The 25727-nt window shown below is 39.2% G+C and carries 26 protein-coding genes; 12 read left to right on the plus strand and 14 right to left on the minus strand.

The window, feature by feature from the left end:
• The first annotated feature begins 7 nt into the window (after positions 1-7).
• The 4 genes from JWQ54_RS01665 to JWQ54_RS01680 all read left to right on the plus strand — a co-directional run bounded on the left by JWQ54_RS01665 (position 8) and on the right by JWQ54_RS01680 (position 2765).
• Positions 8-205 carry a DUF2683 family protein gene (locus JWQ54_RS01665; RefSeq protein ID WP_299579225.1) on the plus strand — a complete coding sequence of 66 codons (198 nt, stop codon included), beginning with the start codon at positions 8-10 and terminating at the stop codon, positions 203-205.
• Positions 196-456, plus strand: coding sequence for a Txe/YoeB family addiction module toxin (locus JWQ54_RS01670; RefSeq protein ID WP_299579228.1), 261 nt, complete (start codon positions 196-198; stop codon positions 454-456). Before JWQ54_RS01665 ends, JWQ54_RS01670 begins: the two co-directional genes overlap by 10 nt.
• A 98-nt stretch (positions 457-554) precedes the next feature.
• Positions 555-1364, plus strand: a complete 810-nt coding sequence (locus JWQ54_RS01675; protein WP_299579231.1) for a tRNA pseudouridine(38-40) synthase TruA — start codon at positions 555-557, stop codon at positions 1362-1364.
• Positions 1365-1493: 129 nt separating this feature from the next.
• On the plus strand, positions 1494-2765 hold the full coding sequence (locus JWQ54_RS01680; protein ID WP_299579234.1) for a DEAD/DEAH box helicase: 1272 nt from the start codon (positions 1494-1496) through the stop codon (positions 2763-2765).
• A 72-nt stretch (positions 2766-2837) separates the two neighbouring features.
• Here JWQ54_RS01680 and JWQ54_RS01685 read toward each other — a convergent pair whose 3' ends face one another.
• From JWQ54_RS01685 to JWQ54_RS01705, 5 genes are all read right to left on the minus strand, one after another.
• On the minus strand, positions 2838-3056 hold the full coding sequence (locus tag JWQ54_RS01685; RefSeq protein ID WP_299579237.1) for a VF530 family protein: 219 nt from the start codon (positions 3054-3056) through the stop codon (positions 2838-2840).
• Positions 3057-3118: 62 nt separating this feature from the next.
• Entirely contained in the window at positions 3119-3547 is a 429-nt protein-coding gene (locus JWQ54_RS01690) for an SRPBCC domain-containing protein (RefSeq protein ID WP_299579240.1), read from the minus strand.
• A gap of 41 nt (positions 3548-3588) precedes the next feature.
• Positions 3589-4017, minus strand: coding sequence for an SRPBCC domain-containing protein (locus JWQ54_RS01695; protein ID WP_299579242.1), 429 nt, complete (start codon positions 4015-4017; stop codon positions 3589-3591).
• Positions 4014-4361: a helix-turn-helix transcriptional regulator gene (locus JWQ54_RS01700; protein ID WP_299579245.1), complete on the minus strand. Its 348-nt coding sequence runs from the start codon at positions 4359-4361 to the stop codon at positions 4014-4016. Before JWQ54_RS01700 ends, JWQ54_RS01695 begins: the two co-directional genes overlap by 4 nt.
• Positions 4362-4508: 147 nt before the next feature.
• Positions 4509-5168 (minus strand): YdeI/OmpD-associated family protein, encoded by a 660-nt coding sequence (locus tag JWQ54_RS01705; RefSeq protein WP_299579248.1) that lies wholly within the window; start codon positions 5166-5168, stop codon positions 4509-4511.
• 103 nt (positions 5169-5271) lie between these two features.
• Here JWQ54_RS01705 and JWQ54_RS01710 point away from each other — a divergent pair, with 103 nt between their 5' ends.
• Complete coding sequence (locus JWQ54_RS01710) at positions 5272-5898, plus strand: HAD family hydrolase (RefSeq protein ID WP_299579250.1); 627 nt, start codon at positions 5272-5274, stop codon at positions 5896-5898.
• Positions 5899-5965: 67 nt separating this feature from the next.
• The gene (locus tag JWQ54_RS01715; RefSeq protein ID WP_299579254.1) at positions 5966-7567 is read left to right on the plus strand and encodes a S41 family peptidase; all 1602 of its coding nucleotides are present in this window, start codon (positions 5966-5968) and stop codon (positions 7565-7567) included.
• A gap of 102 nt (positions 7568-7669) precedes the next feature.
• Here JWQ54_RS01715 and smc read toward each other — a convergent pair whose 3' ends face one another.
• Positions 7670-11212, minus strand: a complete 3543-nt coding sequence (gene smc / locus JWQ54_RS01720; protein WP_299579257.1) for a chromosome segregation protein SMC — start codon at positions 11210-11212, stop codon at positions 7670-7672.
• A gap of 175 nt (positions 11213-11387) precedes the next feature.
• Between smc and JWQ54_RS01725 the strand changes: the two genes are divergently transcribed.
• Positions 11388-12026 (plus strand): NAD(P)-dependent oxidoreductase, encoded by a 639-nt coding sequence (locus tag JWQ54_RS01725; protein WP_299579260.1) that lies wholly within the window; start codon positions 11388-11390, stop codon positions 12024-12026.
• 149 nt (positions 12027-12175) lie between these two features.
• Here JWQ54_RS01725 and JWQ54_RS01730 read toward each other — a convergent pair whose 3' ends face one another.
• The 8 genes from JWQ54_RS01730 to JWQ54_RS01765 all read right to left on the minus strand — a co-directional run bounded on the left by JWQ54_RS01730 (position 12176) and on the right by JWQ54_RS01765 (position 20766).
• A complete protein-coding gene (locus JWQ54_RS01730; RefSeq protein ID WP_299579262.1) occupies positions 12176-12964 on the minus strand; it encodes a PhzF family phenazine biosynthesis protein in 789 nt (262 codons plus the stop codon).
• A gap of 106 nt (positions 12965-13070) precedes the next feature.
• Entirely contained in the window at positions 13071-14504 is a 1434-nt protein-coding gene (locus JWQ54_RS01735) for a hypothetical protein (protein WP_299579265.1), read from the minus strand.
• A 5-nt stretch (positions 14505-14509) separates the two neighbouring features.
• Complete coding sequence (locus JWQ54_RS01740) at positions 14510-15490, minus strand: pepsin/retropepsin-like aspartic protease family protein (protein ID WP_299579268.1); 981 nt, start codon at positions 15488-15490, stop codon at positions 14510-14512.
• An 82-nt stretch (positions 15491-15572) separates the two neighbouring features.
• Entirely contained in the window at positions 15573-17543 is a 1971-nt protein-coding gene (locus JWQ54_RS01745; protein WP_299579271.1) for a gliding motility-associated C-terminal domain-containing protein, read from the minus strand.
• Positions 17544-17753: 210 nt separating this feature from the next.
• The gene (locus tag JWQ54_RS01750; RefSeq protein ID WP_073404581.1) at positions 17754-18614 is read right to left on the minus strand and encodes an RNA polymerase sigma factor RpoD/SigA; all 861 of its coding nucleotides are present in this window, start codon (positions 18612-18614) and stop codon (positions 17754-17756) included.
• Positions 18615-18799: 185 nt separating this feature from the next.
• On the minus strand, positions 18800-19639 hold the full coding sequence (locus tag JWQ54_RS01755) for an MBL fold metallo-hydrolase (protein ID WP_299579274.1): 840 nt from the start codon (positions 19637-19639) through the stop codon (positions 18800-18802).
• Positions 19640-19809: 170 nt separating this feature from the next.
• Positions 19810-20109, minus strand: a complete 300-nt coding sequence (locus JWQ54_RS01760) for a hypothetical protein (RefSeq protein ID WP_299579277.1) — start codon at positions 20107-20109, stop codon at positions 19810-19812.
• 6 nt (positions 20110-20115) lie between these two features.
• Complete coding sequence (locus JWQ54_RS01765) at positions 20116-20766, minus strand: ABC transporter ATP-binding protein (protein ID WP_299579280.1); 651 nt, start codon at positions 20764-20766, stop codon at positions 20116-20118.
• Between the two features lie 369 nt (positions 20767-21135).
• Here JWQ54_RS01765 and sucC point away from each other — a divergent pair, with 369 nt between their 5' ends.
• The 5 genes from sucC to dnaJ all read left to right on the plus strand — a co-directional run bounded on the left by sucC (position 21136) and on the right by dnaJ (position 25559).
• On the plus strand, positions 21136-22374 hold the full coding sequence (gene sucC / locus JWQ54_RS01770) for an ADP-forming succinate--CoA ligase subunit beta (RefSeq protein ID WP_299579291.1): 1239 nt from the start codon (positions 21136-21138) through the stop codon (positions 22372-22374).
• A gap of 116 nt (positions 22375-22490) precedes the next feature.
• Positions 22491-22694 (plus strand): fructose-6-phosphate aldolase, encoded by a 204-nt coding sequence (locus tag JWQ54_RS01775; RefSeq protein ID WP_073404962.1) that lies wholly within the window; start codon positions 22491-22493, stop codon positions 22692-22694.
• Between the two features lie 118 nt (positions 22695-22812).
• Positions 22813-23496: a cell division ATP-binding protein FtsE gene (locus JWQ54_RS01780; protein WP_299579283.1), complete on the plus strand. Its 684-nt coding sequence runs from the start codon at positions 22813-22815 to the stop codon at positions 23494-23496.
• A 190-nt stretch (positions 23497-23686) separates the two neighbouring features.
• Complete coding sequence (locus JWQ54_RS01785) at positions 23687-24259, plus strand: nucleotide exchange factor GrpE (RefSeq protein ID WP_299579286.1); 573 nt, start codon at positions 23687-23689, stop codon at positions 24257-24259.
• Positions 24260-24392: 133 nt separating this feature from the next.
• Positions 24393-25559 carry a molecular chaperone DnaJ gene (dnaJ, locus tag JWQ54_RS01790; protein ID WP_299579289.1) on the plus strand — a complete coding sequence of 389 codons (1167 nt, stop codon included), beginning with the start codon at positions 24393-24395 and terminating at the stop codon, positions 25557-25559.
• The last annotated feature ends 168 nt before the right edge of the window (positions 25560-25727 follow it).

The raw sequence follows: 25727 nt of genomic DNA on the forward strand, positions 1-25727 counted from the left end.
TGTGATTATGAACTACTTAATCGTACATCCAGATAGCGAGGACAAATTAACAGCAGTTAAAGCTGTTTTGAAAGCGCTTAAAGTCGATTTTGACGAAACTGAAACAACTTACAATCCTGAATTTGTTACTAAAATGGCTGAAGGCGAAGAAGATATTAAAGCTGGCCGTACTGTAAAAGTAACATTGAATGATTTATGGAAATAGAGTTTACGCAGCGTGCTTTTAATGATTTGCAGGATTGGAAAAAGACAGGTAATACCAAAATCATTAAACGCATTGCTGAACTCACTGCTTCTATTCTTGAATCACCATTTACCGGCATCGGAAAACCCGAGCCGTTAAAGCATCAATACTCAGGGAAATGGTCAAGGCGTATCAATCAGGAACATCGCTATATTTATGAAGTCAGGGATGAAATTATATATGTCTTTTCTTTAAAAGGTCATTATAAATAGAACAGATCACTATTTATATAAATCGTTGCCTTCAAATCTGTCTAAGGTTTGTGTTTTCGCCAGTATTCTTGTTATCAACACTTTGCACTCAATAAATTTTGCGCTACTTCTTCCACATAGCCTATCATGGCACTAATTACAGCGGCTGGCAAAAACATCCGGAGGTGCTGAATGTGCAGGAAGTATTGGAAACCGCGCTTGGTAAATTATTAAAATCAGAAATAAACATTAATGGCTGCGGACGTACAGATGCCCAGGTGCATGCCAGCCAGTTCTTTTTCCATGCTGATATTGAAAGAGATCTGGATGATGAATTCTTTTTCCGCCTTAATAAAATCCTGCCTGATGATATTGCCGTTTTTGATATCATCCCGATGCAAGGCCTTTGCCACGCCCGGTTTGATGCCGTTCAAAGAAGCTATGATTATTTTATCCATACTTATAAAGATCCATTTTTAAATGGGTTCAGCTCCCTTTATCTTGAGCCTAAACTCGATCTGGATAAAATGAAGAAGGCGGTTGCCTTACTCCCCCAATATACCGATTACCGGGGCTTTTGCAAAACTCCCGACAGAAATGATCATACCATCTGCAAAGTTTCATCGGCGGGACTGTTTGCCAATAGCAGCGGCAATAAGATCAGGTTCCAGATCTCGGCCAATCGCTTTTTAAGTAAAATGGTCAGGATCATAATCGGCAGGTTGCTGGATATCGGCGAAGGCCGGATGAGCGTTAATGAATTTGAACACTATCTTATCAATAAAGAAACACCAAAGATCATTATTCCGGCTTATCCACAGGGATTATACCTGTCGAAAGTTGCTTATCCCTACCTTGATATTCCACCAGCAACAACGTTTACAGCTATGCTTCAAAGCTCGGTTGATGCCGGCTGGCGCACTGTTTGATGGCTATAAATTACCACATTATATTAAATAGCTGAAAATTAGCTGTAAAAAGGGTAATTTTGCACTCCTTCGGGATTTTAATATAACAGGATGGCGTGGTCAGAAAAATTAAAGCTTAATAAACAACTAATGAGAACAATAACCGAAGCCGGCTACATCAGCCCGAAAGAGGTACAGCAAAAAACATTGGCCCGTATTTATGGCGGACAGGATGTTGTAGTTGCCGGACCCGAAGGTTGCGGGAAAACCACCACTTATATTTTAGCTGTTTTAAACCGCATAAAATATAATGCGGAAGGCGTTCCATTGGTGCTGATCCTGGTGCCAACTAAGGAAGACGTATTGGCGGTTATAAGCGGGCTGGAACATTTTAGTAAAAATAAACAGATCGCTATTGTTGGCCTTTATGCGGCAATCGGCACTGAAACCCAAATGAATGCCCTTGCCGATGGCGCAGATATAGTAGTTGCCACACCTGACAGGGCCCGGGCAATTTACTTAAAACTTGGCCTCAACCTTAATAAAATTGAGCTGTTAATTGTTGATGATGCAGATTTGATTGTTAAACAAGGGTTGCAACTACCTGTTGCTGAACTGGCCAACAGCATTACCAAATGCCAGCACCTGGTATTTACCGAAGTGATTCATGACAGGCTGAACAAAATGATCGCCCCTTTTATGCAATCGGCAACCACAGTTGAAATTGAGGAAATTGCCGAAAGCGTGCTGGAAACACATTCGCAACTGTTATACCATGTGCCTAACTTTATTACCAAGCTAAACCTGCTTAATTTATTTATGCAGGATAGTGAGCTGTTTACTAAAACAGTAGTTTTTGTAAATACCCGCCACACTGCCGAAAAGATCTATAAAACACTACAAAACCGGCAAAACAATTCAATAGCTGTGTTAAATTCATGGTCGGTTGAATTGAATGGTTTTAAGGAAATAAAAGATTTTAAAACATCAGCCAACACAAGGGTATTGATCATATGCAACGAAGATAACGAGTTGACTGATCTGCATAATATTCCTTTCCTGATCCATTTTGAACTGCCGGAAGAAAAAGAGGTTTTTATAAAAAGAGTTCTCAATAATTCACCCGAAAGTGGCGATGAAACACTGGCCATAACCTTTACTACCGATTTGGAGCTTACAACTGTAAGAAGGATAGAACAAGCTATAGGCCAGAAAATACCTATCGGTGAACTGCCTGAAGACCTTGTTATTGAGCAAGACAAAAAGCAGGCAGAAGTTGAGGAAAAGAAACCTGTAAAAAATAAAACAGCTGCTCCTGTTGCAGGAGACGCCTTTCATCAAAAGAAACCCGAGAATTCAAAAACCTATAACTACAGCTCGGGAGTTAAAGCTAAGATGAATATGAAGAAAAAGCACGGGTAAGGGAAGAGGTAAAAGCTGAAAGGGTAAAGGTAAAAGGTTTTGAAAATCTTGCTTCCTGACTTTACCATTTAACTAATCAATCGGGCTATTCAAATACAGATCCTCTACCTTTTTCCGGGCCCATGGCGTTTTACGAAGAAAAGTTAAGCTTGACTTTATGCTTGGATTATCTAAAAAGCAATTAATGCGGATCTGATAGCCAAGTTCAGGCCAGCCATAATGTGCGACCAGGGCATTTAATATCATTTCTAATGTTTTACCGTGAAGCTTGTTATTTGGCTGTTGCTGCATATACCTGCAAAAATAACAAAAGTAGCGGCACAAAGTATTGTACCGCTACAGATATGATTTTATCAAACCTTTTCCAGGTATTCTTTAAGTGAGATCCCTACAATATGTGTCCAGCCTGCAGTAAAGCTTTCTCTTGAAAAATCCTTGCTGTCTTGAGGGAAGGTATGTAAACCTGCATGCGTTAGTTTCACCCTTGTTTTGTCACCCTCCTCAAATATTTCCCATGTTACAAATGACTCTCCGGGATAGCCGTCATATTGCCAGCTGTGGGTAAGTCTTTTGCCGGGAATAACTTCAGTTACTTTACAAAGATGCAAATACTGTTTCTCTTCAGATCCGCCAAAAAATTCAAACTTAAATCCAACTTCAGGTTTAAATTCCTTCAAATCAAAATACCATTCCTTCATTTTATCCTTATCGGTAATGGCCTGCCACACCCTGTCGGGCTTGGCATTATAAGTTCTCTCAATTACAAAAGGTTCTGTTTCCATGTTTTTTGGTTTATGATTTTTTAATTTTATTCTTCGGTTTCCTACTCAACATATTCTTTTAAAGCCGCGCCTATAAATTGCGTCCAGTCCAGTACAAAATTTTGTTTTGCCAGATCAGGGTGAATATCTCCCTTAAAGGTTTCCAGCTTATCATGCGTTAAAACTATCCTGGTTTTGCCATCCTCGTCAAATAGTTCAAAGCTTACCAGCGAATTACCAGGATAGCCACCAAATTTCCATTCGTAGCTTATTTTTTTGTTTGGCACAACTTCAGTAACTTTCCAAATATGCGGAAACACTTTTCCGTTATGCGCAACATCAAACATTGTTTCAAAGCCAACTTCCGGCTCAAATTCAGTAAGGGTAGGAAAATACCACTGGCGCATTTTTTCAACATCAGTTATTGCATGCCATACCCTTTTTACAGGGGCGTTATATACACGTTCAACTATAACTGGTTCATCTTTCATAAATTACCTTTTAAGTTTAATATCTGTTGATTGTCTTTAGTTTCCTTATCCAAAAAGTCACCCAGTGCATCCAATTTACTTGTCCAGAATTTCCGGTACTGCTCCACCCAGTTTGATACCTCGTTGAGCTTTCCAAAATTGGCTTCGCAAAACCTATCCCGTCCGTCTCGCTTAATCGTGATCAATCCGCACTGCGTTAAAATCTTTATATGCTTTGATACAGCCGGCCGGCTTATATCAAAATTATTCGCAATTGAATTGAGGTTTAATGACTGGTGTGCAATTAATCCTATGATCTCTCTGCGTGTGGGGTCGGCAATTGCCTGAAAAACATCTCTGCGCATAAAATAAGGCTATATGAAACCTTTCGGTTACAATATATATGAAACCTTTTGGTTACGCAAATAAATTTTTATTTTTTTTCTGTGGATGTTTAAAAGCAAAAAAGGAGGCTAAATTACTTACCTCCTTTACTTAATTTTTATATCTGTCTATTTTTCTGCCGGATTCTTCTTCTTTGCCAAAAGCTTTTCGACAAGTTTTAGCAATCTTTCATTTCTTGTTTTTTCCTGCTTGGCAGAAAGGATCCATATCACATGTTCTTTTTTATTACTGTATGAAAGTGCCTGGTAAAATGCCAGCGCACCAGGTGTATTAGTTAAAGCTTGCTGCATGTCATCAGGTAATTTAACCTGCTTATTATCTACATCAATATAATTAGCAAATTCATTTTTCCTGATCTCATCATTCCCTGAACCTGAAATTTTAGATTGCCCTTCAGGCCTGAATCGTAAAGCTGTCCATGTTTCATTAATAGCGGCAGCCGCTACTCCCCTATATCCATACTTACCTATTTCATCCCAACTGCTCATCATCTCCAGATCTGATTTTATACCCGAACTTTTTTTAGGATAGGAGATCCAGAAAATAGTATCGGGCTTTAATATTGGGATGATAGTTTTTAAGTTGCTTACCAGATCGGCGCTGTTTACTACAAATAATTGTACGCCATCAAAATCGCCGCCAAGGCAAAATTTAACTTCCGTGCCGTCAGGTAGTGGCTCCAATGTGGCAAGGTAATTATCAGGTGCATTACAAAACAGCCAGCGTTTACCGGGTTTTATCTGTAGTTTTTTAGCAATTATGTTCATAGTTGATGGTTCATGGTTCATAACCGTCTTGTTCTTATCTTTACAAACAAAAATAATGGTTCACAGTCGTAAAAATGCAATGAACTGCAGCTACCATTGAACCATGAACTATTTAACCATGAACTACATCGATATCGACAGTCGTAAAAAGGCATTTATATTTGAGCTGGATAATGTTCTTTATCCCGAAAAAGATTATTTATACCAGGTTTACTATTTGTTTGCCAGTCTTTTGGAGTATACCGAGCTTATTAACGCTAAGGAAACAACCGATCTGCTGGTGAACACGTATATTAATGAAGGAAAGGAATTTGTTTTTGACCGCTTAAAGGAAAAATTTAATGTTCATGAAAAGTACAGGGCAAATTTAAAACACTTGATGATAACCGCAAAGCTACCCTTAAAACTGCTGCTTTATCAAAATATGCTAAATTTATTGCAGGAAATTGTTGTTGACCGTAAAAAGATCTTTATTGTAACCAATGGCAATCCAGAGCAGCAATTAAATAAAATTAAACAAACAGAATGGCACGGGCTTGAGCAATATTTAACTGTTTATTTTACAGAAGAAAGTACGCCAAAACCGGAGCCGGATACTATTGATTTATTAATAAAAGATCATAACTTGCAAAGGCGTGATTTGCTGATGATTGAAAACGCTGAAATTGACAGGCTTTGTGCCGAAGCAAGCGGAATTGATTATATAAATTTTAATGAATTTATAATTTAATAACCATAACATAGTTAATTTATTTCCGTTTAACTACCTATTCAAGAAACAACTATATTTCATTGATATGAAGAAAATTTTTTACTTAGTTATTATATTAGCAACCGGTACCATTTCAGCCTGTAAAAAGGATAAGAAAAGTAGCACTGTTGACACTAACAATCCTTCTGAGCCTACAAAACAGGGCACCGCTGTTCAGCTGGCACAAGATTCTATTTATTTATATGCCAAAGAAAATTACCTGTGGTTTGATCAGTTGCCAGATTACGCAACATTTAAACCGCGGTCATTCAAAAATGCAGCTCCCTTAACAGCTTTAAGTGATGAGATGGATGCTTTATCTCAATATGCTATCAATCCTAATGGCGGCAAACCTTATGAGTATTATATTTATTCACCCGGGTTAGCTAAATATTCATTTATTGATGACGGAACAGAAACCGGCGCCCTTAACGGTGTAAAAGGTGATTTTGGGTTTGACTATAATTATTGGGATGTAGATGACATCAGGTTTACCTATGTGTACCCTGGTTCGCCAGCCGGCCTTGCTGGTATCAGGCGCGGCTACCGGATAGTAAGCGTAAATGATAATACTAATATATCGTACGATGGTGTATCAAACGGCCAAACTTATGGAGATGGATCAAGAAAGAATATCAAGTATGTAAGTAATGCTATATTTAATAGTGGCAGCGTTAAAATGACTGTAAAGCGGCCCGATGGCACCACATTTTCAGTAAATCTTAGCACAGGTAATTATAATGTGAACCCTATATTAAAAGACACTGTATTTAATGCCGGGGTCGGTCATAAAATAGGTTATTTTGTCTTCAACAGCTTTACCTCAGATGCCAATGCCGATCCAAAATTAAACGCAGTATTTGCTAATTTTACCACACAGGGAATAACCGACCTGGTTGTTGATCTGCGTTATAATGGCGGTGGCTATGTTTCTACAGCGGAGTATCTGGATAATCTGATAGTTCCTCTGTCAAAAAACGGCACATTAATGTATAACACTTATTTCAACAGTATTTTAACTACCGGCAAAGAAACGTTATTGCAAAACCAGGTGCGAAAGGACGATAATGGCAACTTGTATAACCTGTCGCAAATTGATTATTCATTAAATTCTCAATATAACAAACCCAATTTTGTTAAAAAAGGCTCATTAAATGTCCCCAGGGTTTTCTTTATTATAGGGAGTGGCACTGCATCGGCAAGCGAGCTAACTATAAACAACCTGCGCCCTGTTATGGATGTTCAGTTTGTTGGCGAAACCAGCTATGGAAAACCGGTTGGCTTTTTTGATATCCAGATCAACAAATACACTATGTTTACGCCTGAGTTTTCAACCAAAAACTCTGCCGGCCAGGGGGATTATTATAATGGCATGAGCCCAAATACACCGGGATATCCCGGCATAGCCGATTATGATGGCATTGACAAAGATTTTGGCGACCTTGCAGAAAATTTACTGGCACATATAATAAGCTATGTAAAAACCGGCACCTATAGCTTACCGGCTAAGGTTACTCAAAGTATTTCATCAAATACAAGGTCATTTTCTTTACAAGCATCCCGTGATAAAAATATGCTGCTGAATAAAGACAAATTTACAGGCATGATATTTAACAGCAAAAAAGTAAAACTGAAACCGAAAAAATAAGGTTAAAGCCGAAAGCTTTCTTAAATCAAATAAAAAAAGCCGAAAACTGAAGTTTAACTTTATTTTTCGGCTTTTTGCTTTAATCTTTTAGCTTTCTGCTTCTTAATCCACCAATTCCCGTAAATCAACTGCTACAACTCTTGAGATACCTTGTTCAACCATGGTTACACCATAAATAATATCGGTGCTGGCTATAGTTCTTTTATTATGGGATATAATGATAAATTGCGATTCCTTCGAAAACTCCCTGATGATGTTGTTAAACTTATCAATATTGGTATCGTCAAGCGGGGCATCAACTTCATCAAAAATACAGAAGGGCGCTGGCTTTAGCAGGTAAAGTGAAAACAGGATAGCGGTTGCCGTTAGCGTTTTTTCACCACCTGACAATTGGTTAATAGATAATGGGCGTTTCCCTTTAGGCTTCGCAATAATATCGATATCTGATTCAAGCGGGTGCTGCGGATCAGTAAGGATCAAATCGCAGGAGTCTTCTTCATTAAACAAGGAGCGGAAAACCCTTATAAAGTTTTCGCGTACCATGGTGAATGACGACATAAATTTCTCTTTCGCCGTATCATCTATTTCCTGTATAGTTGCCAGCAAGGATGCTTTTGCGTCACTTAGATCTTTTTTTTGTGCCTGGATAAATGTATACCTTTCATTCATCTCGTTATAGGCTTCAACCGCAAGCGGATTTATAGCACCAAACTCATCCAGTCGTTTTTTCAGCTTCTCGGCCTTTTCGCGAATGTCATGCTCATTTTCACCATCGGCCACTTCGTTTTCCGGCAAATCCTGGATATCAATATTAAACTCTACAGATAATCTTTCCTTTAATGCATTCAGTTCAAGCTTTAAGTTATTCCGCTCGTCTTTGAGTTCATTTTCTATAATTTCGGCGTTATCTTTTTTCCGCCTTAACGCTGTAATTTCTTCTTCAGTTTCCGAGATCTTTCCACGCCATGCGTAATGCTCCTGCTCTGCTTGTTGTGTGGCCTTTTCAAGCAAATCTTTTTGTTCATACATTTCCAGCAGGTCATCATCCGAGTTATCTGACTGCTGTAAATTTTCCTGTATGGCAAGCTTTACCTTTTCAAGTTCTTCGTTATTTACCTTTATTCTACCCTCAAGATTCTCTTTTTGCGATTCCCGGTAATCCAGATCTTTTATTAATCCTGATACCTTATTTTGTTGCTGATGAAAGCGGATATTCTCCTGGTTATAAGCATTTGATTTTACAGAAACATATTCATTCAGCTCATTAAAAGCCATCTGCTTTTCTGTTAACAGATCGGCCTGTGATTGCTTTTGGGCCTTTAACTCTTCAAGCTGGGGTATCAGTGCAAGGGTTTCCTCTTTAATGCTGCTTATTTTGCGTGCAATATCTTCCTTGCGGTTAAGGCTGTTTTCAATAAAGGTTTGATATTGCTCCTGCCGTGTTTTAACGGTTATTAATTCGGTATTTAACAGATTTAACTCCTGTTGCTTTTGTTTTATTTCAGCAGCCTTTCCTGATGCCTTTAATTCAGCCAGCTTATTCTGCAAATTATCGAAACGCACTTTAAACTCGCCTACCTCAACATCAATCAGCTTAATTGCTTTCAGTAATGCCTCCAGATTTTTTGCCCGGCCTATCCGTTTACCTTCAAACAGCCCTACCGAGCCACCGGCCATAGCGTGCCTTGATTTATTGAACTTGCCGCTTTTTCCGATTAATACTACACCATCAGGTAGCAATGTATTGTTAAGGGCATTGTCATTTTCATCATTAACCAGGTAAACATTTTTTAATAAATGATCACAAAGCGGTTGGTATTGCTTTTCAACTTCAACTACATTTAAGGCGGGGATGGCTCCTTCCAATTCCAGCTTTTCAGAAAAGCTCATTGCTGTTTCATAGCTGCTCAGCACAAAAAATTGAGCCCTGCCCTGTGCGGCTTTACTTAATAAATTGATTGCCTTTATGGCCTCGTTGTAAGTATCAACCACGTAATGGTTCATCAACGGTTCAAGGTAGTTTTCAATAGCTACCCTAAATTCTTCACGGCAAAATAATATATCACTAAACAGGGGTGCGCTTTTTGACCATTCCGTATTTTTCTTTAAAAAGCGGATAGATTCCGGGAACCCTTCCAGGTTATCAACCATACTTTTTGTAAGGTTGTATTCGTTTTGCTTAGCATCAAGCTTACGGCTTTCCCGAATGATGGTTTCCTGTAAAGTATTAAGTTCAGATTCTGTTAATTTTATTTGTTCCTGCAGTTTGCTTTCAAAATCAACAATCGAATTAAAATCTTTCTCGGCTACTTCAACACGCTCCTGCAAGCCATCCACAACAGTGTTAAAATGTGAAAGCTCAGCCTCTTTATTGGTGGCATCTTCCATATTCCGCTGGCCTTCCTGTTCTAAGGCCTGCTCCTGGATCTTTAAAATATCGAGGTCTTTTTCTGCTTTATAAGCCTGGTTCTGTAACCGGGTATTAATATTTGTGAGTTCGGACAGTTCATTTTTGGCTTCTGATTGCTGTGCCCTTAATTCATCCACAGCTTCCTTTAAATCCGTTACCTGCATCTGTACAGTTTGCAGGTTTTCGTCTTCCTGAAATTTTTCTTCCAGCAGACGTTTTATATTATATAGCACATGGTTAAACTGGGTTTTGTCTTTATCCAATTCTTCAGTTAACCTCGTTTCTTTATCCTGCTGAAATTTCAGCTGCTCATTCTTTATCTTCTTTTCGCTTTCATAAGCGCGAATCTTTGAAACATACTCGTTAGTGGCCTTTTGCTGTACCGAAAGGTTTTTCTCCTTGGTCAGGCTGTCCAGCTTTTGCTGTTGCAAAAAAGCTTCAAGGGTGTCAATCTGCGTAACAATGCCCGATTTTCCTTCCTTATGCTTTTGTTCCTGTTCCTCTATCCGGGCTAATGATTCACTGAAAGATGCTATCCTGAACGAGGCGAGCGTTACACTAAGGGCTTTATATTGCTCCTTTATTTGGTAATACCTTTCGGTTTTTTTTGCCTGGTTCTCCAGTGTTTTAAGATTCTTTTCAATTTCAAAAAGCAGGTCCTCCACCCTTTCCAGGTCGGCTTCGGTATCTTTTAACTTATTAAAGGTCTGCTTTTTACGCAGCTTATATTTTGAGATCCCAGATGCTTCTTCAAACAAATTGCGACGGGATCCTTCCTTATTGGTAATGATCTCATCTATCATCTTTAGCTCGATGATAGAATAGGAATCAGCACCTATACCTGTATCTAAAAATAGGTCGGTAATGTCTTTTAACCGGCATTGCACATCATTCAAACGGTACTCACTTTCCCCCGTGCGATAAAGCCTGCGAGTTAGTGTTACCTGCGAAAAATCAGTTGGAAGTATATTTTTTGTATTATCAAAAGTGAGCGAAACTTCGGCAAGATTGGCAGCCTTTCGGCTTTTGGTACCGTTAAAAATAACGTTGTCCATTTTTTCGGAACGGAGCATCTTGGTGCTTTGCTCACCCAGCACCCACCGTATAGAATCAACAACGTTTGATTTTCCGCAGCCGTTAGGCCCCACAATAGCAGTTACACCTTCATTAAAGTTTATAGTTATTTTATCGCCAAAGCTCTTAAATCCCTTGATTTCTAACTTAGTAAGCTGCATTTACGTAATCCCGATCCTTAAATTTTCGAACCTTCAAAGTAATTAAAAAAATCAGTAAAAAAATCATTTTTTTAGCCAAAAGCAAAAAGGTCAAAGCAAAAAGCTTTTTGCTTTGTTGTAGCACTTAACCAGGCAAAATTTTTTACTTGAGCTTTACACTTTTAGCTTTTTACATATGAAAATAGCAATATTTGGAGCTACCGGAAATATTGGCAGCCGTGTAGTTACGGAGGCTTTAAATCGCGGGCACGATGTTACCGCAATAGTGCGTCACCCGGAAGATTACACGTTAGTGAATCCTCATTTACGGGTAGCCAAAGGCGATCTGTTTAATACGCAGGATGTAGAAGCTGCTGTATTTGATCATGATGCGGTAGTAAGTGCCTATAATTTCACAAAAGGGGCAACACCATCAACCATAACTGAAGTTACCGGGCCGCTTTTAAATGGTTTAAAGCAAGCCCATGTAAAACGGCTGATAATAGTTGGCGGTGCAGGCAGCCTTGAAGTTGCTCCGGGTGTACAGAGTGTTGATACACCCGGATTTCCTGAAGAATATAAAGCAGTATCGCTGGCTCATCGTGAAGCCTTAAAGATCTATCAAGAAGAAAAAGAGCTGGAATGGACATACATAAGCCCATCGGCAGAGATCTTGCCCGGTGAGCGTACAGGAAACTTCCGCGCCGGCAAAGACCAGATGCTATTTGATGAACAGGGCCGCAGCCACATTTCAATGGAAGATTTTGCCGTAGCTATTGTTGATGAAATAATGAACCCGCAACATATAAGGGAGCGGTTTACGGTAGGGTATTAGTCTTATTTCGGATTTCGGATGTTTAATTTCGGAATTATTTAAAGGCAGAAAGTAACTGGGATTTTTAATTAAATATAAATTACGTTCAGCATGTTTACTGTTTTCAAATTCTACAAATCCGAAATCGAACATCCGAAATCCGAAATTCTTTACACAAATATTTCCCCTTTCAAATAAGTAACAGCTTTGCCACTCATCAATACCCTGTCGCCTTTTAGCTCGCACCAAAGTTCGCCTTTACGGGCTGAGAGCTGGTAAGCATGAAGTTTGGTTTTCCCTAGTTTCTCGGCCCAGTACGGGATCAGGTTGCAATGAGCAGATCCTGTAACGGGATCTTCGGGAATACCTGCGCCGGGCGCAAAAAAGCGGGATACAAAGTCAACTTTGTCACCTGGAGCGGTTACAATAACACCAACGGTATCCATTTTTGACAGTGCAAAAAAATCAGGCGAAATGTCGCGGATATCACTTTCTGATTCATAAACCAAAAAGTAGTCCCTCGACCTTAAAACTTCTATTGGTTGTTTTTCGCCCAATGCTTCAATCAAACCAACCGGCGCATCAATATGTATTGGTGGCCTTAGCGGGAAATCCATAGTATATTTATCCCCTTCCTTTTTTACGATAAGCGTTCCTGCCTTTACAGTTTCAAAGTGAATCTCATCCTGCTTATGCCCCAGTTGCGTAAACAGAATGTGTGCTGAAGCCAGCGTGGCATGCCCGCACAAGTCTATCTCATATTCGGGGGTAAACCATCGCAGCTTATAACCAGTATCATTTTTAACAAAGAAAGCCGTTTCGGCAAGGTTATTTTCAATAGCTATAGCTTGCATTGTTTCTTCCGACAGCCATTCGTCCAGCGGGCAAATAGCAGCCGGGTTACCGCCAAAAAGCTTATCGGTAAAGGCGTCAGCCTGGTATATTGGTATAGTTATCATATTTTAAATTGGCAAAAGGTTAAAGTTAAAATGTTTTTTTAAATACGGAAACCGGAATGTAAGTCTGTTCTAACCTTTCGCCTTTTACCTTTCAGCTTTCACCTCATTATTCTATCCACAAAATAGAGTTGCCTGTATTAAATTCATTGGGTTCCCAAAGTTTATTGCCGGGATCAATTATCCATTTATCGCCAATTTTAAATTTATATAAATACTTCCCCGGTTTAAGGTAAAAACTTATTACCCATTCATCACCCCTGTGCGCCATTGTGTAACCATTTTCATCCCAGTTGTTAAAATTACCCTTCAGAGTAACGGTTTTTTCTCCCTGATATCCTTTTAACTTAAAAGTATAATTTGGCTTCACTGCTACAAATGAATTTCTTTCGCCGTTTTCAAATGCATAATGTGGATTTGCAGGATCGGTGATCCAACTGCCATCAACAATAAATTTATATTGATAATTGCCGGCAGGCAATGTTATTTTTAATACCCATCCATCAATAGTTTTCCTAAGCCTGATGTCATTTGGTTTCCAGTTATTAAAATCGCCTGCTAAGAAAACCTTTCTTGCATTTTTATAGCCATCCAGTTTAAAAGTAACCGTTCCGCCAAGGTTTAAAACAGAATTTACTTTACCATCTTCATTTTTTAACTTAACCGGATTTGCAGGGTCAGTTACCCAACGTCCGTCGACTAAAAAATGATAAACATGCTTGCCTTCATTTAAATAAAGCTGTTTTTCCCAGGTATTGCCTCTTTTTTCCATTACCAGCTCATTTTCATCCCATTTATTAAAGTCGCCTGCAACCACAACTTTACGGGCCGATGGATAGCCGGGCAGCTTTATAGTGTAGTTATATTTAAAGAAAACAGAGTTGGTATTCCCTTCCCCATCGTTAACCTGGAGCATGTTATTAGGGTCAGTTGTCCAGTGTCCATCAATAATATATTTATATTCGTAAACACCTGCCTCAAGCTTAACATCAATTATCCAGCCGCCATCGGCCTTTTTCATAGAACCTCTGAGTGTGCTCCAATTATTGAAATTTCCGGAGAGGAAAACCCTTTTTGCACGGGTATAGCCGGGTAGGATAAATCTTGTTAACCCGGATGATAGCCCAAATACGGTTGCCTTTGCATATTTATTAACCCCATATTCAACTTCCGCCGGATAACCTGGTTTTCCCTCAAAATCGGGGATCTGGGTGGTTATCTGGTATGGACTACTCTGTGGGTTATAATTTAAATCTGTTAACGATCTGTCAAACCGGATAACATTATTTTTACGTTCAGCCATATTCCAGCCATCTTTAGTAATGTCTGCAAAATCACCTTTTAAAACCTTTCCTGCATTTGAATTGCTCACTCCTGCAATTTTAAGGATGCTATCCAACTGTTTTTTTGGTGAATTAAGATCGATCTGCAACATTAAATGATCGTGGGCAATAAACAGGATATTTTGGTTTTGGGCAACAGCAATTCCTATACTGCTAATAAGCAATACAAAAATTATCAGAATATATCTGCAGTACCACATTACCATTAATTATTATAAATGTACATTTCAAATTCCTTTTTAACGAAGTTGATGGTAAATATCCCCCGTGAAAAAAAATCATATCCTAAAATACCATCCACGGTGTGGCCATAGGCTTTACCCATTTTTTCAAGATTAGCAACTAAGGCTCTGTTTTTTGTAAATGTATGATCTGCAACCGTTAACTGATCAAACCGTGTGTATAAAACCTCAAAACTTGAGCCACCTACACCGGTTAATTTTGCATGCCCGATTATCTGCATAGATGCAGTCATTTTTTTTGTCCTATCATAATCCAATAAATTTGTTTCAGCGGCGGTATCAAAAGCAAACCACAAAGTATAATTATTAACGGTTCCCTTTAAAAAAATAACATCATTTAAAAAACTGAATGAGCTTACCAATAAACGGTCATGAAAAATCTTTTCTGATTCAGGGATATTACCACTTTTATCAAGTTTTTGAATATAAAGCACATTACGGAAAAGATCAACAGTTATTGCAAATTTGGAAAACAAGCGCGTGCCCAATAAACCGAGTATTTTTATATGCCTGCCATTTTCGATAAATGAAAGGTCAGTAACTTGAGCGGTTACCCTGCTGTACTGAAGATCGAGGATCTTAAAGTTACGCACATAGGTAGTAAATGAGCCAGCCGATGTTCCATTTATGCCCGCAGCTTCCCGGTCATCAATATTTGGAAGATCCCTGAAATATGTTTCATTTAATACCAGGCCAGGTGCACCGGTATCCAAAACAAAATTACCTTCTAATGAATCTACCTGCGCTTCAACAATTACCAGGTTACCGGCCCTTTTTATGGGCACAACCAATGTTTGGAAATCAGCATAAGGTTCAGGATCGGGATCAAGACCACCTGATCTGGTTTTAAAAGTTATATTATCAACCATAATCCTTTTATCAGCCAATGCACCATAATGCTGGCAAATAATAAAAATGGATAATATGAGATAAAGCTTTCGCATCTACTGGTGACTGATAACCAATAGACCGCATTTTAATTAGGATAGTTACAGAAATTGAAAGAAATTTAAAGAAAAAATTGGCTCACCGCACAATGAAAATCCAGCCTGATTGTTTAGGAATATTATCATCCTTAACATCTATTATATAATAATATGTTCCGGCTGGTAATGTACTGCCATTAAAGGTGCCATCCCATGGTTTGCTGTAGCCTATATTTTGAAATACCCTCTGCCCATATCGTGTAAAAACACTTATATCTGCCTTCGGATAATTGTCAATATTTTTAATGTACCAGTAGTCATTTATACCATCGCCATTTGGCGAAAAGCTGTTAACTATGGTAAGCAGCTTATAAACCCTTACAAAAACACTACTTGTACTCTCACCGCAATTTTCGGTTGATACAACATGCAAAGTGTAGGTAATATCATTGGGTGAACTTGTGGTTGGTGTTAATGATGTTGGGTTATCAAGGTAATTTGCAGGTGTCCAATAAAATTGCACCTTATCACCACCCGAAGTTCCGCCAAGCCTGCAGGTTTGCCCTTCAAACATCTTAACGGGCTTTCCGGCATCAGCAGCCGGCTTTTTTAATACCGTAACAGTTACCGATGCTATTGGCTTAATATCCGCACATCCATCATTACTTACCGTTACAGTATAATCAGTGGTTGCAGAGGGGCTGGCCACCGGATTGGCTATATCATCATGATCCAATCCTTCAGCCGGCGACCATTTGTAATGAGCAATGTTTATACCGGTAACGGTGAGTTGTGTAGTATTGCCTTCACAAATTGTCACATTACTTAATGGCTCTACAGTAGCTGTTTCATATACTTTAACTGTAGTTGAGGTAAAAAACGGACAATTGTTCCTGGTTACCTTAAGCGTGTAAACACCATCGTTGGCCGGGCTGCCATTATAGGTTACAACCGGGCTGTTTTCTGTAGATATAAAATTGTTTGGCCCTGTCCATAAGTAAGAATCGCCCCCGGTTGAACTAAGCTGTACCGGCTGCCCCATACAAGCACTTGTATTGGATGAAACCATTACATCAGGAGGCGGATAAACAGTAATTGTAAGAGGATCCGAATAAATGCGGCATTGTTCGGCCCCGACGCTTGCTTTATTTAAAATCCCTATCCTGTATTGATATTTTCCGGCAGCGGCGTTAGGAATATTGACATCAAGACTTAGTGAAGTTTCATTAGGGATATCAACCCAGCCTATGCCATCATTTTTATTTTCCTGCCATTTATAAGTTGGATCAATATACCCGGTTTGCTGTGCAACCAGGGTATAGTTTAAGTTGTCATTTACACAACTCTTTTTTTCATCAATATTGCCAATAGCACCAAACCCGGTTTGTATCATGGGCCCGCATGCGCTGAAAGTAATATCATCCAAAGCCAGGTCGTTCCCGTTACCGCCCGCGCCATTATTTACCATTTTTACCACAATGTCAGACCCATCGCTTGGGCTGGTAAAAAATGTCCCGTATTGAACCCAGGTCGACACTTCTGACTCAAGTATATCTTTGGTGTTGTACATTTTTAAAACCGTACCGTCAACTTTTTCAATAGTAAATGTAATATTAGGCCGGGAGTAGCCGGCAGTTTGGGGTAAGGGGCGTAATATATTCATTATCCAGGCGGCAAACTGATAGGTGGTATTAGGGCAAAGTTTTGATCCGTCAACTTTATAAGTAAAAAATAAGCTGGGATCAAGGGTAGCATTTATGATCATCATATAGCCATATTTGTCGTGGGTATGATCTTGCGGAATTGATTGCCATGTTCCTCCTTTACATGATGTGCCCATTGCAGTTAATAACGTATACTGTCCATCTTCTCCGCCACAACCATCCGCAAAATATTGCAAATTGGTAATAGCAGGATCAAGAGGCAGACCAACGCCATAAGTAGAGCCTGCTCCAAAAGTTTCATTAATAACAGGTGCACCCAAACTACCGGAGCATGTTTGCGCATTAAGCTTTAAAGCAAAAACAATTGTTATTGCTAATACAATTAAAAATTGAAAGCGAAGACGCATTGGTTATTAAAAGTTGGAGGTATGCAACCTATAAAAATATAATTTATTACCGACAAATGAGGAATAGAGGCAAGAAGTTAAGGATCAAGAGTAAAGAATCAAGAGGCATGGATGGGATATAAAAAAAGCCGGGTCTTCAATATTGAAAACCAGGCCTGATATTTTTTATCTTGATTCCTGACTCTTGACTTCCTGTCTCTCTCTTTTCCCTTATCCTAAATATGATTTCAGGATCTTGCTTCTTGAAGTATGACGCAAGCGTTGAAGCGCTTTGTCTTTAATTTGACGTACACGCTCACGAGTTAAGTTGAATTTTTCACCTATTTCTTCCAGAGATAATGGGTGATTGGTACCTAAGCCAAAAAATAAAACAATGATCTCGCGTTCACGCTCGGTAAGGGTTGAAAGGGAACGTTTTATCTCTTCAGATAACGACTCATTAATTAAAATTGAATCGGTATTTGGTTCCTGGTTTTCCAGCACATCAAGCAATGTGTTTTCTTCACCCTGTACAAATGGCGCGTCCATTGATACATGGCGACCTGAATTGCTTAGCGTATCAGAAATTTTATCTACTGTTGTTTCAAGCATATCTGCCAACTCTTCGGGAGATGGCTCACGCTCAAATTCCTGTTCAAGCTTTGAAAAGGCCTTACTTATTTTACTTAATGAACCTACCTGGTTTAATGGTAAACGTACAATTCGTGATTGCTCGGCAATAGCCTGCAATATTGATTGACGAATCCACCAAACGGCATACGATATGAATTTAAACCCTTTGGTTTCGTCAAAGCGTTTTGCAGCTTTTATCAAACCTAGGTTACCTTCATTTATTAAATCGCCAAGGGTTAAGCCCTGGTTTTGATATTGTTTAGCTACAGAAACCACAAAGCGAAGGTTGGTTTTTGTTAAACGTTCTAATGCAGCCTGGTCACCCTCTCTAATCTTCTGAGCTAATATAACTTCTTCTTCGGCTGTTATCAGGTCAACTTTACCAATTTCGTGCAGATATTTATCAAGTGATTGCGACTCACGATTGGTAATGGATTGGGTTATTTTGAGTTGTCTCATTTAATTTATTAACCTCGCTTCTTGTTTTTAGAGTGGAACGTGCAAAGTTATAAAATTGTTGTGAAAAAATTATATACAAATTGATATTGACACGCTTGTTACATTTTTTTAAAATAATCGTAATTCATAGCTGGGAATTTTTAAATTAATTTATTTTCAAATTCTTAAATCAACACATCTTCAAATTAAAGATCACTTAGTTTAAACGTTTCATTTAACCTTATTCCCTTTTCTGTTTGCTGTAAAGTACAGCATTCATTTATCGGATCATGCTCCAGGAATAAAACGTAATTATTTTCAACAGCTTCATTTAAAAATACTTTCTTTTCAGTAAGTGTTTGCAATGGGAACATATCATAAGCCATAACATAAGGCAGCGGGATATGTCCTGTTGAAGGCAGCAGGTCGGCCATGTATAAGATCTGTTTTCCTTTGTAATTAATAAGCGGCAGCATCATAGCATCCGTATGGCCATAAACAAAACGGATCTTAATGTTATCACTAAATTTCACACCATCATCTGTTGATACAAACTTTAGCTGCCCACTTTCATGAATGGGCAATATATTCTCTTTTAAAAACGAAGCCTTTTCACGTTCGTTAGGGTTTACCGCCCAGTCCCAATGCCTTTCGTTACTCCAGTAGGTTGCATTTTTAAATGCCGGTATTAACCTTTCCCCTTCCATTATCACTGCTCCGCCAACATGATCAAAATGCAGGTGAGTTAAAAATACATCGGTAATATCATTTCTATTAAAGCCAAGCTTAGCTAATGAGCTATCAAGCGTGGCATCGCCATGTAAATAATAATGACTAAAAAACTTTTGATCCTGCTTGTTTCCTATGCCTGTATCAACCAGTATCAATCGACCTTCATCCTCTATCAGCAAACAGCGCATGGCCCAGGTGCACAGATTATTTTCGTCTGCAGGGTTACTTTTGTTCCAGATAGTTTTTGGAACGACGCCAAACATAGCGCCACCATCTAATTTAAAAAAGCCGGTATCTATTGTGTGTAGTTTCATGGTTGTGATGATTACCACGCGTCATTGCGAGGAACGAAGCAACCTCTGAACACACAAATCATGAATGGAGATGCAATGTGGAGAGGAGCAAGCTTTAAGGTTCTCAAGAATGTTAAGGTCCTTGATTGTCCTAAGCAGAGGTTGCTTCGTTCCTCGCAATGACGCGTTTTTTATTTTGTATTTACTATTTCAATTCCATATTCCTCAAAAAGTTGTTCTGCCTTAACCAGGTTAGTTAATTCTTCTTCCCTCAAAGCATAAACGGTATTTATATTCTTATCAAGGCATAAAGTTAACATTTCGTGCGCATAGGATAACGAAGCGGGATTGGGCAGGCGGATCATATTTGCGCTCCCCAGCATAAAGGCAGGCAGCTCCAAATAATCACCCAATATTATGTTATGTTTATTTAATTGATTTTTTAGCCGGTAGGCTTCTGCCGAGGCGGCTGCGGTTATCAGTGTATTCATTTGTTATTAAACTATCAAACCATCCTTCATAAAAACCGTACGGTCTGACATATCAGCCAGGTCCTGGTTATGTGTAACAATTACAAATGTTTGCTTAAACTCTTTACGCAACTTAATAAATAGTTCATGCAATTCCAATGAATTTGCAGAATCAAGGTTGCCCGATGGCTCATCTGCAAATATGATAGATGGATTATTGATCAAAGCCCTGGCAACTGCCACCCTTTGCTGCTCGCCACCGGATAACTCATTGGGTTTATGATTTAATCTTTCGCCCAAACCAAGTAATTGTAACAATTCAGTGGCTTTTCCCTCTGCTTCCTTGCGGGAAGTGCCTGCAATAAAGGCTGGAATACAAACATTTTCAATGGCATCAAACTCGCCAAGCAAATGGTGAAACTGGAATATAAAACCAATGCGCTGATTTCTGAAAGCGCTTAAAGCTTTATTATTTAATCTGCTTACCTCTGTTTTATCAATAAAAAGCTTGCCATTGTCTGGCCTGTCCAAAGTGCCCATTATGTTAAGCAGGGTGCTTTTTCCGGCGCCGGATGCGCCAACAATGGTAACAATTTCGCCATGGCCAACTTCAAAGTCAACGCCTTTTAATATTTGCAGTTGCCCGTATGATTTATGGATATTTTTAGCTTTGAGCATGGGCGAATTTAGAGATTAGAGATTAGAGATTAGAGATTAGAAGAAAAAAAATTACAGCCGGTACTTTTTAAGAGGGATAAACAGAATAATGCCCCTTAAAATACTTGAATTAATCAACAAATCTTTGCTCACCGTAAAGTAAAAAACTAACCAGTAAAAAGTAGAGATTAGAGGTCAGAGATTAGGCAAAAAAGATCTTTTTTATGAAGATAATTTAAAAAAATTAACAATCCCACTAACCTCTAAGTTGAACAGATTAGAGATTGGAGGCCAGAGATTAGGTAAAAAAAGTATTGACCAGGCCAACAGGTTAATTTTTGCTCACTTTAAAGTAAAAAACTACTGTCTAATCTCCATCCTCTAATCTCTATTTCCAAACTAAATAGTAGCTTTACCGCAAATTCTTCACAAAACATGAATATTCACGAATATCAAGGTAAGGCCATATTAAAAAGCTTTGGCGTTAGGGTTCAGGAAGGCATAGTTGCCGACAGCGTTGAACAAGCTGTTGAAGCTGCAAAAAAAATGAAAGAAGACTACGGCTCTGATTGGGTTGTGGTAAAAGCACAAATACATGCGGGCGGTCGCGGAAAAGGCGGCGGCGTTAAATTAGCTAAGAACTTAGATGAGGTAAAAGAAAGAGCAACCAACATTTTGGGCATGCAACTAATTACCCCTCAAACAGGTCCCGAAGGTAAGCTGGTTAGCAAAATACTGGTAGCTCAGGATGTTTACTACCCCGGTGAAAGCGAAACCAAAGAATTTTATATAAGCGTTTTGCTTGACCGTGCAAAAGGACGCAACATCATTATGTACTCTACCGAAGGTGGTATGGACATTGAAGAAGTAGCACACTCAACTCCTGAGCGCATCCATAAAGAAGAAATTGATCCTAAAGTTGGTTTACAAGCTTTCCAGGCACGTAAAATTGCTTTTAACCTGGGTTTATCAGGTGATGCTTTTAAGGATATGGTGAAATTTATCACCGCTTTATATAAAGCTTACGATGCTACCGACTCTTCTCAATTTGAGATCAACCCCGTTTTAAAAACATCTGATAATAAAATACTGGCTGTTGATGCCAAGGTAAACCTTGATGACAATGCCTTATTCCGTCATCCTGATTTCGCTGCAATGCGCGATACAGCTGAAGAAGACCCAATGGAAGTTGAAGCGAGCAAATCAAACCTTAACTTTGTAAAGCTTGACGGTAATGTTGGCTGCATGGTTAACGGTGCAGGTTTAGCCATGGCCACTATGGATATTATTAAAATTGCCGGTGGCGAGCCTGCTAACTTTTTAGATGTTGTCGGTACTGCAAATGCCGAGAGTGTAAAAGCAGCTTTCAATATTATATTAAAAGATCCGAACGTAAAAGCTATCCTGATCAATATTTTTGGCGGGATAGTTCGTTGTGATCGTGTTGCCCAGGGTGTTATTGATGCCTACCATGAAATAGGTAATATCCCGGTTCCGATCATTGTTCGTTTACAAGGCACAAACGCTGTAGAAGCTAAAAAGCTGATTGATGAGTCAGGCTTAAAAGTTTACTCAGCCATATTGCTGAAAGAAGCGGCTGAGAGAGTTAAGGAAGTGCTTGCTTTATAATTGTTCATTAGTTCAATGGTTCATTAGTTCATTGGTGGATAGCGGATCAAATCTGTTATAACCCACAGGACAAGACCAATGAACCACTGAACAAATAAACTAATGAACCTAAATAAATGTATATAATTAAAGTTAAAGGCGTTGCCAAAATACCTGATTACGTACAGTTAAGGGATGACAAGTTTACGCTGCTTGCTTATTTCAGGGTTGACAGGCCTGACAAATCATTAGATAAAGTAGGCTTGCACGACAAAACAGAGTATATAATGAACATTATTAAGGATCTGCCTTTTGGACAGATCCTTAAATTAGAGCTTTGAGTTAGTTAATTAGTTCAATGGTTCATCAGTTCATTGGTGGTTAGCGGATATGTCGCCTGACAAACCAAAGGACAAGACCAATGAACCACTGAACAAATGAACCAGTGAACCAAAAGATATGATCGGAAATTCCATTATAAAGCTAAACAACGTTGATATATTTCAGCAGGCGCACCTTGTATTATCAAATGTTAACCTGCATATTGAAAAAGGCGAATTTGTTTGGCTTATCGGTCAAACAGGATCAGGTAAAAGCAGCTTGCTAAAGGTTATATATGGCGATCTTAACATTAATACCGGCGCAGGATATGCCTGTGGCTATGATCTGAATAATCTTAAAAGCAATGATGTTCCTTTTTTGCGCCGTAAGCTGGGGATAGTTTTCCAGGATTTTCAGCTACTAACCGACCGGTCTGTTGAGCAAAACCTTCAATTTGTAATGCGCGCAACCGGCTGGACAGACAAAAAATTGATTGCCGATCGGGCACTTGATGTTTTGGAAAAAGTAGGTTTACGCTCAAAACTTAAAAAAATGCCGCATGAACTTTCAGGCGGTGAACAGCAACGGGTGGTTATAGCCCGCGCTTTGCTTAATGATCCTGAAATTATACTCGCAGATGAACCAACCGGCAACCTTGACCCGGAAACATCAGAAGAGATTGTTTTATTGCTTAAACAGATAAGCCAGTCAGGCACCTCAGTACTTATAGCCACTCATGATTATCACATTATCCGCACATTTCCGTCGCGCATTATTAAATGCGAGAATGGTAAGGTATTGGAAGATGTTAAGATTGCTTGAGATTAGTTGACTGCGAGCAGTTTTCAGTGGGCAGTAAAAAAACTGCAAACTGTCAACTGCATGCTGCAACCTTCTTCTATAACTGCCAACTGCGCACTGTCAACTGCAAACTAATCAGTTCCCGCCAAATAGTACTGCCACCTTGTCGGCTTTAAGCCAATGGCAGGATACTTGATTGGCACTATTAGCTATGAATTTTAACGACATGTTGAAGAAAAAAAAGAAAGAGAATTCAGATAACACTGAAGAGATAAACAGTATAATTAGCGAAACCGAGCAGGAAATAGATGAGCAGGCTGCTGAAAATGCGCCCTCGCCTGTAGATACACTGAAAGAGGAATTATCGCTTGCCAATGATAAATACCTTCGTTTATATGCTGAATTCGATAATTTCAGAAGGCGCACAGTAAAAGAGCGTGAAGAAGCCAGAAAAATGGAAGGAAAGGACGTAATTGTGTCCTTATTGCCAGTACTTGACGATTTCGACCGCGCTTTAAAAGCAATGGAAACTGTTACCGATGTTGCACCTGTTAAAGAAGGTGTTACACTGATCCAGAATAAATTAAAAAACGCGTTAACGCAAAAAGGCTTAAAAGAAATGGAATCAATTGGTGCTCCGTTTGATCCTGAACTACAGGAAGCCATTACCAATATACCTGCCCCTACTGATGACATGAAAGGCAAAGTAATTGATGAAATGGAAAAAGGCTATTTCCTTAATGATAAAGTAGTGCGTTTTGCTAAAGTAATAGTAGGAGCTTAATAATTTCGGATGTCGAATTTTCGATTTCGGATATAAAAATTTGAAATTGAATATTTGAAATAAAAAATCCAAAATCAGAGATCCTAAATAAAAACAAATCCGAATTCGAAAATCCGAAATCCGAAATAAAAAGATGTCTAAAAGAGATTACTACGATATATTAGGCGTAGCAAAAGGTGCCGATGCTGATGAGATAAAGAAGGCTTATCGTAAGATGGCTATTAAATATCACCCGGATAAAAACGAAGGTGACAAGGCTGCCGAAGATAAGTTTAAAGAGGCCGCTGAAGCATACGAGGTTTTAAGTAATCCCGAAAAACGCCAGCGGTATGACCAGTTTGGCCATGCTGCCAATGCACATTCTGCCAACGGTGGCGGATATGGTGGTGGCGGCATGAATATGGACGACATATTCAGCCAGTTTGGTGATATTTTTGGCGGTGGCAGTCCGTTTGAAGGATTTTTTGGCGGAGGCAGGCAAAGTGGCAGTGCAGGCGGCCGCAGAGTAAGCCGTGGCAGTAACCTGCGTATTAAAGTAAGATTAACACTTGAAGAAATAGCCAACGGTGCCGAAAAGAAAATAAAAGTAAACAAGCAAATTTCATGTAAAACCTGCGACGGCACCGGTGCCAAAGATAAATCATCATTTCAAACCTGCAAAACCTGTGGCGGCTCAGGAGCGGTACGCCGGGTAACTAATACCATACTGGGTCAGATGCAGACTACCAGCACCTGTCCTACCTGTAATGGTGAGGGTTCAACCATACTATCAAAATGTACTGTATGCCACGGTGATGGTGTTGTGCGTGGCGAAGAAACCATAACCATAAATATTCCGGCCGGTGTAAGCGAAGGCATGCAATTAAGCATGGGCGGCAAAGGTAATGCGGCACCACGTGGAGGCGTACCGGGAGATCTGATCATACTGATAGAAGAGATCCCGCATGAAACCCTGAAACGTGATGGCAACAATGTTATTTATGACTTGCATGTAAACTTTATTGATGCCACCTTAGGTACCAGCATTGAGGTACCAACCATTGACGGAAAGGTTAAAATAAAAATAGATCCCGGAACACAGGGAGGTAAGATTCTCCGCTTAAAAAGCAAGGGTGTGCCCGAAGTGAACTCCTATCGTCGTGGCGACCAATTGGTACATATAAACATATGGACACCAAAAGCGCTAAGTCGCGAGGAACGTGAACTATTAGAGAAATTGCAAAGTTCGCCAAACTTCAAACCTAATCCCGGCAAAAACGAGAAAAGCTTTTTTGAGCGAATGAAGGAATATTTTGAATAGAAGAAGTCCGGGAGATAAAAAAGAAGCCCAGGGTTGTTATGAGAGGGCACTGAAAAAGTCCTATAAGAATTAAAGGACAAAAAAGGAGTAGAAAGCATAGTTTTTCTGCTCCTTTTTCGTATCTTGAAGGTGTAATCAGAAACCTTTTAGATGTTAGCTCAACAACAG

Origin of the sequence: Mucilaginibacter sp. (genome assembly GCF_028288225.1) — a bacterium.
Lineage (GTDB): Bacteria > Bacteroidota > Bacteroidia > Sphingobacteriales > Sphingobacteriaceae > Mucilaginibacter.

What these genes read in the sequence shown, in the direction of transcription:
- JWQ54_RS01695 (WP_299579242.1), bottom strand. Translation starts at nt 4,017, where the DNA reads ATGAAAGATGAACCAGTTATAGTTGAACGTGTATATAACGCCCCTGTA.
- JWQ54_RS01755 (WP_299579274.1), bottom strand. Translation starts at nt 19,639, where the DNA reads ATGAAACTACACACAATAGATACCGGCTTTTTTAAATTAGATGGTGGC.
- JWQ54_RS01715 (WP_299579254.1), top strand. Translation starts at nt 5,966, where the DNA reads ATGAAGAAAATTTTTTACTTAGTTATTATATTAGCAACCGGTACCATT.
- JWQ54_RS01680 (WP_299579234.1), top strand. Translation starts at nt 1,494, where the DNA reads ATGAGAACAATAACCGAAGCCGGCTACATCAGCCCGAAAGAGGTACAG.
- JWQ54_RS01725 (WP_299579260.1), top strand. Translation starts at nt 11,388, where the DNA reads ATGAAAATAGCAATATTTGGAGCTACCGGAAATATTGGCAGCCGTGTA.
- JWQ54_RS01670 (WP_299579228.1), top strand. Translation starts at nt 196, where the DNA reads ATGGAAATAGAGTTTACGCAGCGTGCTTTTAATGATTTGCAGGATTGG.
- JWQ54_RS01735 (WP_299579265.1), bottom strand. Translation starts at nt 14,504, where the DNA reads ATGTGGTACTGCAGATATATTCTGATAATTTTTGTATTGCTTATTAGC.
- JWQ54_RS01665 (WP_299579225.1), top strand. Translation starts at nt 8, where the DNA reads ATGAACTACTTAATCGTACATCCAGATAGCGAGGACAAATTAACAGCA.
- dnaJ (WP_299579289.1), top strand. Translation starts at nt 24,393, where the DNA reads ATGTCTAAAAGAGATTACTACGATATATTAGGCGTAGCAAAAGGTGCC.
- JWQ54_RS01765 (WP_299579280.1), bottom strand. Translation starts at nt 20,766, where the DNA reads ATGCTCAAAGCTAAAAATATCCATAAATCATACGGGCAACTGCAAATA.
- JWQ54_RS01775 (WP_073404962.1), top strand. Translation starts at nt 22,491, where the DNA reads ATGTATATAATTAAAGTTAAAGGCGTTGCCAAAATACCTGATTACGTA.
- JWQ54_RS01730 (WP_299579262.1), bottom strand. Translation starts at nt 12,964, where the DNA reads ATGATAACTATACCAATATACCAGGCTGACGCCTTTACCGATAAGCTT.
- JWQ54_RS01740 (WP_299579268.1), bottom strand. Translation starts at nt 15,490, where the DNA reads ATGCGAAAGCTTTATCTCATATTATCCATTTTTATTATTTGCCAGCAT.
- JWQ54_RS01700 (WP_299579245.1), bottom strand. Translation starts at nt 4,361, where the DNA reads ATGCGCAGAGATGTTTTTCAGGCAATTGCCGACCCCACACGCAGAGAG.
- smc (WP_299579257.1), bottom strand. Translation starts at nt 11,212, where the DNA reads ATGCAGCTTACTAAGTTAGAAATCAAGGGATTTAAGAGCTTTGGCGAT.
- JWQ54_RS01780 (WP_299579283.1), top strand. Translation starts at nt 22,813, where the DNA reads ATGATCGGAAATTCCATTATAAAGCTAAACAACGTTGATATATTTCAG.
- JWQ54_RS01750 (WP_073404581.1), bottom strand. Translation starts at nt 18,614, where the DNA reads ATGAGACAACTCAAAATAACCCAATCCATTACCAATCGTGAGTCGCAA.
- JWQ54_RS01685 (WP_299579237.1), bottom strand. Translation starts at nt 3,056, where the DNA reads ATGCAGCAACAGCCAAATAACAAGCTTCACGGTAAAACATTAGAAATG.
- JWQ54_RS01745 (WP_299579271.1), bottom strand. Translation starts at nt 17,543, where the DNA reads ATGCGTCTTCGCTTTCAATTTTTAATTGTATTAGCAATAACAATTGTT.
- JWQ54_RS01785 (WP_299579286.1), top strand. Translation starts at nt 23,687, where the DNA reads ATGAATTTTAACGACATGTTGAAGAAAAAAAAGAAAGAGAATTCAGAT.
- JWQ54_RS01705 (WP_299579248.1), bottom strand. Translation starts at nt 5,168, where the DNA reads ATGAACATAATTGCTAAAAAACTACAGATAAAACCCGGTAAACGCTGG.
- JWQ54_RS01760 (WP_299579277.1), bottom strand. Translation starts at nt 20,109, where the DNA reads ATGAATACACTGATAACCGCAGCCGCCTCGGCAGAAGCCTACCGGCTA.
- JWQ54_RS01710 (WP_299579250.1), top strand. Translation starts at nt 5,272, where the DNA reads ATGAACTATTTAACCATGAACTACATCGATATCGACAGTCGTAAAAAG.
- JWQ54_RS01690 (WP_299579240.1), bottom strand. Translation starts at nt 3,547, where the DNA reads ATGGAAACAGAACCTTTTGTAATTGAGAGAACTTATAATGCCAAGCCC.